We start from the raw sequence: 13429 nt of genomic DNA, 5'->3' as shown, positions 1-13429 counted from the left end.
ACGATGCTCGCCGACCAGCGGGAGCTCGCGCTGCTCTTCATCGACCTCGACCAGTTCAAGGCGGTGAACGACTCCCAGGGCCACGACGCCGGAGATCAGCTGCTGATCACGGCGTCCGAGCGGCTGCGCAACGCCCTGCGGCCGACGGACGTCGTGGCTCGCTTCGGCGGTGACGAGTTCGTCATCCTGTTGCCGGACATCGGCTCGATCGACGACGCGGTACCGCTCGCCGAGCGTGTCCTCGACCATCTGCGTGGACCGGTGCAGCTCGGTCCCATGCCGCTGTACCTGACGGGCAGCGCCGGAATCGCTCTCTCCGACGAGTCCGACGCCAACACACTCATCAGCAACGCCGACGCGGCCATGTACAAGGCGAAAGCCGACGGACGCGACCGAGTCGCGGTCTTCACCTCGGAGCTGCGCGACCGCTCGCGTCAGCGACTCGAGACGGCGCACCTCCTCCGCACCGCGTTGGAGGACGACGAACTCGACGTGTGGTTCCAACCCATCGTCGACACGCAGACCGGACGGCCCATCGCGGTCGAGGCCCTGGTGCGCTGGAAGCACGAGGAACTCGGGTCCGTCCGCACCGATCACCTCATCGAGGTCGCCGAGGAGACCGGCCTGATCCTCGCGTTGGGGAGCGCCGTCATCTCCACCACCTGTGCGGCGATCGCCCGCCTCGGCGACGTGACCGACGCCCTGACCTTCTCGGTGAACCTGTCGGCGCACCAACTCGCCGACCCGCGGCTGATCGACGCGATCGACGACGCCTTGACCACCCACGGTGTCGATGCCCGGCAACTCTTCTGCGAGGTGACCGAGAGCGCGGTGATGGTCGACGTGGAGGACTCGGTTCGCATCCTCGACCGCATTCGAGCACTGGGGGTCGGCATCGCCATCGACGACTTCGGGACCGGATACTCGTCGCTCGCCTACCTGCAACGCTTCCCGGTCGACGTGCTGAAGATCGATCGCGAGTTCGTCAACGGACTCTCGTTGTCCTCGGACTGGAAGCGGTCGCTGGCCGGCGCCGTCATCTCGCTCGGTCACTCGCTCGGACTGCGGGTCATCGCCGAGGGCGTCGAAGACCACGAGCAGGCCGCGATCCTGCGCATGCTCCGTTGCGACGGGATGCAGGGCTACCTGTACTCCGAGGCCGTTCCCGCCGACGACCTCCCCCGGGTGCTCAAACGGCTCCGGAAGGGGCGTTGGGCGCGCGGCTGAACAGCTCGAGCGCGTCGGCGAGCGAACACTCGACGACGCCCGGCTGTGATGCGACCTCGGCGAGCCACGGCGGGCGGTTCACGGCGCCGATCGCGATCGCCGACTCCATGCCTGCGAGCGCGCTGGCCTGCCAGGCGAAGGTGCGCGCGTAGTCCGGTGGGCGAACATCGCGAGACAGTTCGGTCATCGCCACGGGATCGGGGGTCGATCCGGTCTGCGCCGGCCGGTTCAGGTCGAGGCTGGTCGGAGCGGGCCCCCCGCCGTGGAGACCGGCACCGTCGAGGATCACGGCGCCCCGGACCTGCTCCGGACGAGCACCGGCGATGAGCAGGGCGATGTAGCCGCCCAGCCCGCGGCCGACGACGGTCGCCGAGCCGAGGTGCTGGAGCGCGATGTCGGCATCGGCCATCAAGATCTCGCAGAAGTAGCCGCCACCCGTGGCGATGCTCGACCCACCGTGGCCGGTGAAGTCGAGGCCGTGGATCGGCCCCTCCCAGGCGTCCAACTCGTCGCGGAGGCACGACGACGCGGTCTCGCCGAGTCCGTGGAGCAGCAGCAGCGGGCGGCCCGTTCCCGGACGCAGTTGCCAGAGTGCGAGGTCGATGCGGTTGTGGCGCAGGATCGTCGGCGCGTCGGGGGTCGCTCCGCTCATGCCGCCACCGCATCGAGGTGCTCGAGGACCATCTCGGCCACGGCATCGGGGCGTTCGATGTGGATGAAGTGCCCCGCACCCTCGACTTCGACGACCCGCCCTCCGGGCGGCAGGAAATTGCGCACGTCATCGACGGTGGTCCCGAACCCCATCACCTCCTGCTCGGTGCCGAGCAGCGCGAGGAACGGTGCCGAGACATCGGCGAGCCGCTGGAGCGACCACTCGGGACGCCACGGGCCGAAGCCGCCCATGCGCAGGGTGGGGTCGATCTTCCAACGCCAGCCGTCGTCGGACGGCGAGGCGCCCACCGTCACCAGGTACTCGAGCCACTCGGTCGACAGGCGAGGATTCATCCGTCCTCGCCGGACCGCCAGTTCGGGGATCGTCCCGGGCTTGCGGACCGCGTCGACCATGGCATGTCGCTGGTCGAGCCAGGTGGCCAGGTCGGATGCCAACAACTTGGTGCGGTCGCGGTCCTGGACATCGGGCATCGCACGCCGACTGGGGATGCCGTCGATGTTGACCACCGCCGACACCCGGTGCGGGAGACCAGCAGCGATGTGCGTCGTGAGCGAGCCGCCCTTGCTGTGGCCGACCACGGGCACGGGTGCGGTCGTCACCGAGTCGAGGACGGCGACGGCGTCACGCATGTCGGCCTCCCACTGGTACAGCGGTGCGCGGTCGGAGTCGCCGTGGCCGCGCTGATCCCACGAGACGACACGCCATCCGGCCGCAGCCAGGAGTGGCGCGAAGACGTCGAAGGTCCCGGCGAAGTCGAAGCCGCCGTGCGCCAGGAGCAGCGGGCGGGCCGACTCGTCGCCCCACTCGTGGACGGCGATGCCCACACCGCTGGCGTCGACCCGACGCGTGCGCTCCGGGCGCTGGGCCCGGGGATGGGAACGGGTGTCGGCGCCGGCGGTCTGGTCCACGGCGTGCACCATATGCGGGACTCACCGAGGCCGGGGAGAGCCGCTGTGTCCGATGTCATGTGGCTCGGATCCCAGACCCGTGATTGAGTGTCGCCAATCAGTTAACGCGGTTAACACACGGGCAATCACTGGGGTCACCATGCTGGAACGTCTCGCCAATCTCGCCGTACGACGCCGTCGAGCGATCCTCGTCGGTGCCGTCGTGCTCTTCGCCCTCGCCGGCAGCATCGGCGGCGACGTCGCGCAGAACCTGTCCTCGGGCGGCTTCGCCGATCCGTCGTCCGAGTCGTTCGAGGCCGACGAACTGCTGCAGGAACGCTTCGGCACGGGTGTCCCCAACGTCGTCCTGGTGGTGACCGCCACCGACGCCCCGGTCGAGGACGTCATCGCGGTCGACGATCCCGAGGCTGCCGCTGCCGGCCTCACCCTCACCGCTCGGTTGGCCGACGAGCCTGGGCTCGAGAATGTCCTGTCGTACTGGTCCGTGGGCAACGCTCCGCCGCTCCGGAGCGTCACCGGCAACCGAGCGCTCGTCCTCGGCCGCATCACCGGCACCGAGGACGAGGTCCGCGACGTCATCCACGATCTGGCGCCGGAACTCGAGGGAGAGTTCCAGGGGCTCGACGTGCAGGTCACCGGCTACGCCCAGGCGTTCGCCGAGGTCGGCGAGACCATCGAGACCGACCTCCTCCGGGCGGAACTCATCGCGATCCCGATCACGCTCCTGTTGCTGCTCTTCGTCTTCCGGGGTCTGGTCGCGGCCAGCCTCCCGCTCGCCGTCGGCGCCCTGTCGGTGGTGTCGACGTTCGTGGTCCTCGAGACGATCAACTCGGTGACCGACGTGTCGGTCTTCGCCCTCAACCTGACGACCGCCATGGGGCTCGGCCTCGCGATCGACTACTCGCTCTTCGTGGTCAGCAGGTTCCGGGAGGAGCTCGCTGACGGACACGAACCCAACGTCGCCGTGGTCCGGACGGTCCGTACCGCCGGTCGGACGGTCGCCTTCTCGGCCGGGACCGTCGCGGCGTCCCTGCTTGCGCTGTTGGTGTTCCCGATCGGGTTCCTCAAGTCCTTCGCCTACGCCGGCGTCGCCGTCGCATCGCTCGCCGGCATCTTCTCGCTCACCGTCCTCCCCGCGCTCCTGGCCGTCGTCGGCCACCGGATCGACGCCCTGTCGTTCGGTCGCAAGCGCGTTCGCGGACGCGTCGAGGACGGCGCCTGGTATCGCATCGCCAGCGCGGTCATGAAGCGCCCGCTCCCCATCGCGACCGCGGTGATCGCCGTGCTCCTGGTGCTGGGCATCCCGTTCCTGCGCATCGAGCTCGGCCTGCCCGACGATCGGGTCCTGCCCGTCGATGCCCCGTCACGGGTGGCCACCGACATCATCCGCGACGAGTTCGACTCCGGCGAGTCCGATGCCGCGTCGGTCATCGCCGTCGACATCGGCGACCCGGCGGATCCCGAGGTCGCGGCGACGATCGACGACTACGCCGCTGCCCTGTCGACGGGCGACGACGTGGCCCGTGTCGACGCCTCGACCGGCATCTACTTCGACGGCGTGCGCGTCGTCGAGCCCAACGACTTCCTCACCGGGCGCTACGCACGTCCGAACGCGACGTTCCTCTCGGTCGTCCCCTCCGTCGAAGGCAACTCGCTCGAGGGCGAGGCGTTCGCCCGATCGATCCGCGAGACGCCGGCTCCCTTCGACGTCCAGGTGACCGGGGTCTCGGCGCAGCTCGTCGACACCAAGGACGGCCTGCTCGGGGCCATGCCCCTCGCGCTGGCGTTGATCGCCGGCATCACCTTCGTCCTGCTGTTCATGATGTTCGGATCGGTCGTGGTGCCCCTCAAGGCGCTGGTCCTCAACATCTTGAGCCTGACCGCGACCTTCGGCGCGATGGTCTGGATCTTCCAGGACGGCAACCTGTCGGGAATCCTCGACTTCACCGCCGTCGGCAGCACCGACGCCAGCTCGCCGATCCTGATGTTCTGCGTCGCCTTCGGCCTGTCGATGGACTACGAGGTCTTCCTCCTGTCGCGGGTGAAGGAGGAGTACGACCGCACCGGAGACAACCACCAGGCCGTCGCCATCGGTCTGGAGAAGACCGGCCGCATCGTCACCGCAGCCGCGGTGCTCATCGCCGTCGTGTTCCTCGCCTTCGCCACCAGCGACGTCCGGTTCATCAAGCTCTTCGGCCTCGGACTGGCGCTCGCCGTGCTGATGGATGCGTTCATCATCCGAGGGACGCTCGTCCCGGCCTTCATGGCGATGGCCGACCGTGCCAACTGGTGGGCCCCTGCTCCGTTGCGGCGTTTCCACGAGCGTTTCGGCGTCTCCGAGCACGTCGATCTCGACCCGGCTCCGCCGACCGCGCTGCCGGCGGACCCCACGACCAACGGCCACGCGAACGGGCACTCGAACGGGCAGCTGACCCGACCCCGGCGTACCCGGCAGTTGGTCGCCGCGGGACGCACGCCACCAGGCGAGAATGGGGAGCCTTGAGCACGAGCCGGCCACGATCTCGACGCGGCGAGGGCCTCCGCCTCCGCGAAGAGATCCTCGACGCCACGGAAGACCTGCTGATCGAGACCGGCTCCGAGGAGTCGGTCTCGATCCGCGCCGTGGCCGAGCGCGTCGGGGTCACCCCGCCGGCGATCTACCGCCACTTCACCGACAAGCAGGCGTTGCTGTTCGAGGTCTGCTCGCTCCAATTCACCCGACTGCACGAGCACCTCGACGCCGTGATGGCGATGGAGGTCGACGCCACCGCTCGACTCCAGGCCTGCGGTCGTGCCTACGTCGAGTTCGGACTCGCCCACCCGGAGGCGTACCGGATCATGTTCATGGCGCAGTCGGACTGGACGTCCGAGACCTACGAGGGCGAGGTGTTGGGCGACCAAGGGTCGTTCATGGCCTTGGTCCGCGTGGTCGCCGACGTCATCGAGGAACTCGGCATCGACCGTGACCCCTTCCAGGCATCGGTCCTGTTGTGGACCGCGATGCACGGCGTCACCTCGCTGCTGATCGCCAAGCCGAACTTCCCGTGGCCACCGGTCGAACAACTCGTCGCCGACGTGTGCGGCTCCCACCTCAGAGGAACGTTCGGCCAGGAGTAACGTCGGCGCGGATGCCCGCCACCGACAGGTCGGACGAGACCTCCCCCTCCCGTCGGGCCCGACTCACCGGCCGGGCTGGCGACCATCGCCACCTCCTCGCCGGATCGGCGGCGCTCGTCATCGGTGCTGCCGTCCAGGCCCTGACGGGCGCACTGTTCTGGCTCGTCGCGGCGCGCATCGACACCACCGATGACGTCGGCCGGGCGACCGCGCTGTTCACGTCGATCCTCTTCATCTCCTACCTGTCGGGCCTCGGACTCCAGGTCTCGCTCGCCCGGTTCGCGCCCGACCGCAGCCAGGAGTCGCACGCCGTCTTCGCCTGGGGTGTCCTCGCCACCGCGGTGTCGGCCGCGGTGGTCGCCTCGGGCTATCTGCTCCTCGTCGACACCGAGGCGACACGGACGCTGACCGACTGGCACCCAGTCGCGGGTCCGGCCATGTTCATCAGCACCTCGATCGGGGCGGCGCTGACCCTGATCGTCGACGTTCGCTGGATGACCGTGCGGCGCTGGTCGCTCGTCCTCGGGCGCATCACCATCGTCGGCCTGCTCCGCTTCGTGCTCCTGCTGGTCCCGACCAACGGCGCCGAGACCGTGCACCTCTTCGCGGTCGCCGCTGCCCCGTTGTTGCTCACCGGCGTGGCCGGCGTCGTGTGGATGCCTCGCATCACGGGCGATCGCCACCGCCTCTTCCCCACGCCGGAGCGACGACGCGCCGCGGTCCGCTACTCGGCGGTCAACTACCTCTCGACGCTCGCCTACCAGGCACCACAGTTCGTCCTGCCGGTGATCGTCCTGCTCTCGGTCGACCCCGACCAGAACGCCTCGTTCTACGTGGCGTGGGGCATCACGACCGTCACGCTCTACGTCCCCATGGCCATCGGACAGGCGCTGCTCGCCGAGGGCGGCAAGGACGGCACCGAACTCCGCGGGCAGGTCCGCGTGATCCTGGTGATCACCACGGCCCTGATGGTGGTGGCAGCGTCCGCCACGGCGCTCGGACGCGAGCTGGTGACCAGCGTCTACGGCGACGACTACGCCGACGCCGCGCGCATCCTGCCTCCGCTGGTTGCGGCGTGCATCCCGTGGGCGATCACGTCCGTGTACCTCACCGAGGCGCGCGTCCTGCATCGAAACGTCGACACCGTGGTCATCACGGTCGCGCTGACGGCGGCGATCCTGATCCCCGCCCTGCTCCTGGTGCCGGACGACGGGCTCGACGGTGCGACGACCGCGTTCGTGGTCGGCAACGTCGTCGCCGCCGTCGTCGCTGCGGCCTGCCACATCTGGCACCGGAACCGACGCTCGGTCCCGGTGCCTGACGCGACACTCGCGGACGACCTCGTACTCCACCCCTGACGGGGCGGCGCGCGGTCAGTTCTCGTTGTCCTCTTCGGCGCCCTCGTCGATCTGCTCCTCGACCTCGTCCGCACCGTCGCGGACGTCGTCCTCGAGTTGGTCGAGCTCCTCGTCGGCCGTGTTGCCGTCGCCGTCCTCGTCCGAGCAGGCGGCAGCGCCGAGGCCGGCGCCGACGAACAGCAGGGCCGCGAACCCCGAGCCGGCGGCGCGACGGATGGTGGTGAGCGTGGGCATTGGGGGTGACCTCCTGTGCAGAACCGCGCGGCCGTTCGCCGCGCTGGCTCGTCACCTACCCGGGCACCCCTCGGTCAAGAACGTCGGACCCGCAGCGTTCGGACCTCGAAGGGCCGGAGGTCGAGGTCGAGACTCGAGCCGGCCATCGACGCGAACGCGCCGACGGGTCGCTCGAGGAGATCGCACGTCGTCGCACCCGTGACCCGGACGCCGAACGTCATCGTGGACCGGGCCCGACCACCGAACGCCTCGTGGAACCGGACGACCAGGTCGCCCGAACCGTCGTCGGCGGCCTTGACCGCGGTGACCACGATCCCGGGGTGGTCGACCGCCACGACCGACCGGCGTTGTCTGCCCGTGGTGAGGCGCGGCGGGAGGTTGAGCGCCCACGACTCGGTGAGCACCGGCCCCAGCGACGCGCCGTGGGGAAGGAGCGAGTAGGCGAAGTGGTGTGACCCTCGGTCGGCGTCGGGGTCGGGGTAGTTGGGCGCCCGCAACAACGTGAGTCGCATGGTCGAGTCGAGGCAGTCGTGGCCGTACTTGCCGTCGTTGAGGAGCGCGACGCCGAAGTCGGGTTCGGCGAGGTCGGCCCAGAAGTGGCCGCACACCTCGAAGCGGGCGTCGTCCCACGACGTGTTGCGGTGGGTGGGCCGCCGGACGTGGCCGTACTGGATGTCGTAGCGGGCGTCGTCGGCACGCACGTCGAGCGGGAACGCAGCCTTCAGCAGCTTCTCGTCCTCGTGCCAGTCGACATCGGTGACGATGTCGAGCCGAGCGCTTCCCGCCCTCAGGACGTAGGTCTGGGTCAGGGTCGAGTCACCGAAGCGGCGCCGGACGGCGACGGCGACGCGGAGCGGTCCGTGCTCGACGACGTCGATCGACTCGACCGCGGTGAGCAGGACCGGATCCTGCCGAAGCGTGTGCGCTTCGATGTCCCACGCGTCGTAGGTGTTGGGATGGTCGGGGAACAGTTGGAGCACGTTGCCCGGCCCGCGGAGGCACTCGCGGTCGGCACGGAGGTCGAGCATCGACGACACCGTCCCGTCGCCCGCGACCACGACCCGGACCAGTCCGTTGTCGAGCGTCGTCTCCATCAGCGTCTGATGGACGGCGACGGGATCGACTCCTGCGGGTCGACCGGCCATGACGCTGCCAACGCCGTGGGCGGGCGCGTCGGCCCACACCGGGTCGTCGCCGAGGACCCCGACGAAGTCGAACGGCCCCGCGTTCGCGGCCACGGTCTGGCCAGGCGTGGTGATCGCATCGCCGATACGCGCCTCGCACTCGTCGAGGAGCGCGGCGTGGGCGGCCTCGGTGTCGTCATGCACCCAGGCGATCGACGACCCGGGGATGATGTCGTGGAACTGGTGCAGGAGCAGCACCTTCCACAGTCGCTCGAGGTCGGCCAGCGGTGGCGCGGCGTCGAGCGCGGTCCACAGCTCGAGCTCCCGAAGCGCGAGCTCGCCCCGCCGGTTGCCCCACTTGGTCTTGGCCTGCGACGTGTAGGTGCCGCGATGCATCTCGAAGTACAGCTCGCCACGCCACACGGGCGCATCGGCGTACTCGGCGGTGGCTGCTGCGAAGAACGTCGACGGCGCTTCGATGTCGACCTTCGGGAGGCCGTCGAGGTCGCGTACCCGCCGCGCCCGTTCGAGCATCTCGCGGGTCGGTCCACCACCGCCGTCGCCGTGACCGAACAGGTACATCGAGCGCGTCGCACGCCCCTTGTCGCGGAAGTTGCGCACCGCGAACGACAACTCGCGGGCGTTGACCTCGCCGTTGTAGGTGTCGGCCGGCGGGAAGTGGGTGAAGACCTGCGACCCGTCGATGCCCTCCCACCGGAAACTGTGGTGCGGAAAGTCGTTGGTCTGGTTCCACGAGAGCTTCTGCGTGAGGAAGTGCTCGCACCCCGCCTGGCGCATGAGTTGGGGCAGCGCCGCCGAGTAGCCGAACACGTCGGGGATCCACACCTCGCGCGTGTCGACACCGAACGTGTCGGCGAAGTACCGCTTGCCCCAGACGAACTGGCGGGCGAGCGACTCCCCCGAGGGGAGGTTGGCGTCGGCCTCGACCCACATCGACCCCACGGGGATGAACTGACCGGCCGCGACCTTCTCGCGGATGCGCTCGAAGAGCTCGGGTTGGTCCTGTTCGATCCAGTCGTACTGCGCTGCCTGCGAACACGCGAACTTGTACTCGGGGTAGGCGTCCATCAGCGTCACGGCCGACGAGAACGTCCGGGCGCACTTGCGACGCGTCTCCCGGAGCGGCCACAGCCAGGCCGAATCGATGTGAGCGTGACCGACGGCCGAGATGCGGTGGGCGTGGTCGGCGGCGGGACGTTGCAGGAGCGGGCGCAGCGCGAGACGGGCGGCGGTGGCGGTCGCCGCGACGTCGTCGAGATCGAGCGCGTCCATCGCGGCGTCGACGCCGCGGAGGATCTCGAAGCGTCGTGGATCGTCGGTGCCGAGCTCCCGCATCAGACCGGTCAGGACCTGCAGGTCGAGGGTCAGGTGCCAGACCTCGTCGTGGCGCACCGCGAGTTCGGCGGCGTTCAACCGATAGAGGAGGGCGTCGCCGGCCGTGGCCGGGTCGCCGAGCGGCGTCGGCTGGTGCGACACCGCGATGATCGGGTTCGCCGCGGCCTCGACCAACACGTCGACCGCTCCGTCGTCGTCGGCGACCAGGCCCACCGGGACCGCCTGGTGGAAGGGGTGGAGCCCGCGGATCGGTCCGCCGCCCTCGGTCCGGTACAACAGCCCTTCCGACTGGAAACCGGCACCGACGCCCGTGCTGAAGTCGATGCGCGCCTCGACCGTCTTGCCGCTCCACTCCTCGGGCACCTGTCCCCGGAGGCGGAACCACGTCGTGCCCCAGGGCTTGCCCCAGCGGCCACCGATCTCGAACGGCGCGAAGTCGGCCGCACGGGCCTCGGCAACGGGGACGGGTTCGCCGGGCGCATGCCATGCCGTGACCGTGAACGGGACCCGCTCGCCGTACGTCGCGGGCCGGATCCGCTCCCGGATCGCGCGACGGATCCTCGCTTCGGCCAGTTCCCGGTCGTCGTGCACGGCCGGACCCTAGGGCGACGTCGGCTCAGTCGGTCTGGAAGACCGTGACCAGACCCGACAACAGCCACTCGTCGTCGGGTCCGAGGTCGTGGTCGAGCGGCGCACGCACGCTCAAGCCCTCGAGCAGGTCGACGGCGTCGCCGCGAACGACGGGGCCGCCGCCGTCGACGGGTTCGGCCAGGACCACGACCGAGTTGCCGATCGTCGCCTCCAACACGGCGTCGGGGTGGGACACCTCGAATCGCAGGGTCCCGGTCCGCGGTTCACCCATTCCCGCGGCGAACGCCGGCGACAGCGCGATGGCGTAGCGCAGACACGACACGACCTCGTCGGCTTCGATGGACGGAGCGATCCCGAGCGGGATCACGATGTCGCGCTCGTGGACCCAGCAGTCCCACAGCGCGTGGTGCAGCATCGCGTCGACCGCGACATGGCCCGGCGGCGCTTCGGCCACGGCACCGAAGTCCGCTTCGTCGAGCGCCATCACCTGCTCGCGCAGGCTGGTCCACCCGTCGACGAATGTCGCCAGCGTCTCGCTGGGGTGCTCCGCTTCCTTGGCGGCGACCAGTGCTGCCGGCGATGCTGTCGGGTCGAACCCGTCGAGGAACCGTGTCGGTGTGCCGGCGATCCCCGAGGCCAACGACACCGACCAGAACCCGTCGGTGCTGACCAGATGGGTCATGACGTCCTGCACCGACCAACCATCGCAACGGCTGTCTGCGTGCCACTGCTCGTCGTCGAGATCGGCGAGGGTCCGGCACAGTCGATCGCGCTGACGCACGAACGGCTCGCGGATCGCCGATCCCGAGCCCTCGATCACGATGATCGGGTCCCCGTCGTAGCGCGGTGTCAACTGCATCTCGCCCGTCCTCCCGTGTCCCGCGGCGTCGGGGACGAGGCGACCGTATCCCACGTCCGCAACGACCACCCCTTGCGGGGATCCCGCACGATAACTATCGTTATTATCGACAATGACAACCGCATCTCCCCGGGGGAATTCCTGATGAGCACCCGTTCCGACGCCGAGATCCTCGGCCGTGAAGACGTCGACGACCTCGACGCGATCCTCGCGATGACCAACACCGACAAGGAAGAGGTCATCCACACGGTCCAGGACAACGCCGACGCGCTGTTCACCTGGGACTACGAGCGCAGCCGCCCGCCGCTGATCAAGCTCTACGAGAAGGCCAAGAACAGCCAGTGGAACGGCGAGACCGATCTCGACTGGACCATCGAGGTCGACCAGGAGAAGCTCGCCGCCGAGAGCGTCATGACGCCGACGGTCGAGGGCTGGGAGGCGCTCGGCGCCGACTTCACCGGCACGTCGTTCGCCAAGTGGGACAACGCCAAGTGGCGTGAGATGGCCATCGAGCAGCAGAACTGGAGCCTGAGCCAGTTCATGCACGGCGAGCAGGGCGCGCTGCTCTGCACCGCCAAGATCGTCGAGACCGTCCCGTGGATCGACGCCAAGTACTACGCCGCCACCCAGGTCATGGACGAGGCCCGCCACGTCGAGGTCTTCGCCAAGTACCTCGACACCAAGCTCAGCGGCCACTACCCCATCAACCACCACCTGAAGATGTTGCTCGACGACATCATCAACGACAGCCGGTGGGACATGACCTACCTCGGCATGCAGATCATGGTCGAGGGTCTCGCCCTCGCCGCGTTCGGCATGGCGATGCAGACCACCGACGACCCGCTGCTCAAGCAGCTGCTCCGCTACGTCATGTCCGACGAGGCCCGCCACGTGGCCTTCGGCGTGCTGTCGCTCAAGGAGTACTACGAGGGTCTCTCCGACAAGGAGATGCTCGATCGCCAGGAGTTCGCGTTCGAGGCCGCCGTCCGCATGCGTGACCGCTTCCTCCAGCAAGAGGTCTGGGAGCGCATGGGTGTCCCGGTCAAGGAAGCCATCTCGATCTTCAAGCAGGACGACCCCGAGCTGAAGAACGAGGACCCGTTCCAGCAGCTGCTGTTCTCGAAGATCGTGCCGAACTGCAAGAAGCTCGGCCTGCTCGACGCCAACGACGGCTGGCTCCGCAAGCGCTTCGACACCCTCGGCGTCACGCAGTTCGAGGACTGGGTCGACACCGGCGAGGAGTACGAGATGCTCGACGAGGTCGCCAAGGACCGCGAAGCAGCGTCCTGAGCTAGAGGGAACTGCTGGGCGTACCGGTCGCCGGCGGGGTGAAGACCTCGTCGGTGACCGTCGCCGGCACGTCCACACCGAAGACCACCTGGAGCAGGACTCGACGCCGATCGGTCAGGTCGAGGACACCATCGGTGTCATCGAGCTCGATCTCCGCTTCTGCGGGTTCGACGGGTTCGGCGGTAACAGGGGGAGGTGTCATAGTGCGATTGCACTATGGATCGGCCGGGAATCCGGGCGACTTGAGACAAATCAACAGAAGTTGCCGCACAACCGGAAGACACGGCGACGCGGGAGATCACGGACTTCGTGCACGCCGTCTGCTCGGGGCACCATGGAGGGCGTATGGACCAGCCGGACGAGCTCGACACGCTGCGGCTTGAGATCGACGCCGTCGACGAGCGTTTCGTCGAACTGCTGGCCGAACGTTTCCGGATCACCCGTCGCGTGGGCCGCATCAAGGCCGACCGTGGACTCCCTCCCCAGGACGCCCTGCGCGAGTCGCAGATCGACGCCAAGATCCGGCGCCTGGCCAACGAGTTCGACCTCGACGAGGGCATGGTCTCCGACGTCCTGCGCGCCGTCATCGACCGCGTCGTCGCCGAGCACAAGGCCGCTCGTCAGCCCTGATCGGTTTCCTCGCTCGTGACGGGCGGCGTCGCAACTCCTGCGGCTCCTGAGCACCGGCTGCG

General features: G+C 68.9%; 12 protein-coding genes. 6 read left to right on the top strand and 6 right to left on the bottom strand.

Annotation, left to right across the window (positions count from 1 at the left end):
- A partial coding sequence (locus tag AB8619_RS20205; protein WP_436794426.1) for a putative bifunctional diguanylate cyclase/phosphodiesterase occupies positions 1 to 1227 on the top strand: 1227 nt, incomplete at its 5' end.
- Here AB8619_RS20205 and AB8619_RS20200 read toward each other — a convergent pair.
- Positions 1190 to 1879 carry an alpha/beta fold hydrolase gene (locus AB8619_RS20200; protein ID WP_436794425.1) on the bottom strand — a complete coding sequence of 230 codons (690 nt, stop codon included), beginning with the start codon at positions 1877 to 1879 and terminating at the stop codon, positions 1190 to 1192. The two genes, AB8619_RS20205 and AB8619_RS20200, sit on opposite strands and share 38 nt — an antisense overlap.
- On the bottom strand, positions 1876 to 2808 hold the full coding sequence (locus tag AB8619_RS20195) for an alpha/beta fold hydrolase (RefSeq protein WP_436794424.1): 933 nt from the start codon (positions 2806 to 2808) through the stop codon (positions 1876 to 1878). The genes AB8619_RS20200 and AB8619_RS20195 overlap by 4 nt, the downstream gene beginning before the upstream one ends.
- A gap of 139 nt (positions 2809 to 2947) precedes the next feature.
- Here AB8619_RS20195 and AB8619_RS20190 point away from each other — a divergent pair, with 139 nt between their 5' ends.
- Genes AB8619_RS20190 through AB8619_RS20180 form a run of 3 tightly spaced genes read left to right on the top strand, consistent with a single transcriptional unit; the run spans position 2948 to position 7283 of the window.
- Positions 2948 to 5311 (top strand): MMPL family transporter, encoded by a 2364-nt coding sequence (locus AB8619_RS20190; RefSeq protein WP_436794423.1) that lies wholly within the window; start codon positions 2948 to 2950, stop codon positions 5309 to 5311.
- Positions 5308 to 5925, top strand: a complete 618-nt coding sequence (locus tag AB8619_RS20185; RefSeq protein ID WP_436794422.1) for a TetR/AcrR family transcriptional regulator — start codon at positions 5308 to 5310, stop codon at positions 5923 to 5925. The genes AB8619_RS20190 and AB8619_RS20185 overlap by 4 nt, the downstream gene beginning before the upstream one ends.
- Before the next feature lie 11 nt (positions 5926 to 5936).
- The gene (locus AB8619_RS20180; RefSeq protein WP_436794421.1) at positions 5937 to 7283 is read left to right on the top strand and encodes a lipopolysaccharide biosynthesis protein; all 1347 of its coding nucleotides are present in this window, start codon (positions 5937 to 5939) and stop codon (positions 7281 to 7283) included.
- Positions 7284 to 7298: 15 nt separating this feature from the next.
- Here AB8619_RS20180 and AB8619_RS20175 read toward each other — a convergent pair whose 3' ends face one another.
- From AB8619_RS20175 to AB8619_RS20165, 3 genes are all read right to left on the bottom strand, one after another.
- Positions 7299 to 7517, bottom strand: coding sequence for a hypothetical protein (locus tag AB8619_RS20175; protein WP_436794420.1), 219 nt, complete (start codon positions 7515 to 7517; stop codon positions 7299 to 7301).
- Positions 7518 to 7591: 74 nt separating this feature from the next.
- Positions 7592 to 10588 (bottom strand): alpha-mannosidase, encoded by a 2997-nt coding sequence (locus AB8619_RS20170; protein ID WP_436794419.1) that lies wholly within the window; start codon positions 10586 to 10588, stop codon positions 7592 to 7594.
- A 25-nt stretch (positions 10589 to 10613) separates the two neighbouring features.
- Positions 10614 to 11447, bottom strand: coding sequence for a maleylpyruvate isomerase N-terminal domain-containing protein (locus AB8619_RS20165; protein WP_436794418.1), 834 nt, complete (start codon positions 11445 to 11447; stop codon positions 10614 to 10616).
- Between the two features lie 144 nt (positions 11448 to 11591).
- On the opposite strand from AB8619_RS20165, the gene AB8619_RS20160 reads away from it, so the two are divergent.
- The gene (locus tag AB8619_RS20160; RefSeq protein ID WP_436794417.1) at positions 11592 to 12737 is read left to right on the top strand and encodes a ferritin-like domain-containing protein; all 1146 of its coding nucleotides are present in this window, start codon (positions 11592 to 11594) and stop codon (positions 12735 to 12737) included.
- Between the two features lies 1 nt (position 12738).
- On the opposite strand, the gene AB8619_RS20155 is transcribed toward AB8619_RS20160, so the two are convergent.
- Positions 12739 to 12939: a hypothetical protein gene (locus tag AB8619_RS20155; protein ID WP_436794416.1), complete on the bottom strand. Its 201-nt coding sequence runs from the start codon at positions 12937 to 12939 to the stop codon at positions 12739 to 12741.
- A 143-nt stretch (positions 12940 to 13082) separates the two neighbouring features.
- On the opposite strand from AB8619_RS20155, the gene AB8619_RS20150 reads away from it, so the two are divergent.
- Positions 13083 to 13367, top strand: a complete 285-nt coding sequence (locus AB8619_RS20150) for a chorismate mutase (protein WP_436794415.1) — start codon at positions 13083 to 13085, stop codon at positions 13365 to 13367.
- The last annotated feature ends 62 nt before the right edge of the window (positions 13368 to 13429 follow it).

Source organism: Actinospongiicola halichondriae (assembly GCF_049103745.1).
Taxonomy (GTDB): domain Bacteria; phylum Actinomycetota; class Acidimicrobiia; order Acidimicrobiales; family Salinilacustritrichaceae; genus Salinilacustrithrix; species Salinilacustrithrix halichondriae.
The sequence above is the reverse complement of the archived record's forward strand: the minus strand, read 5'-3'. Positions and strand labels throughout refer to the sequence as shown.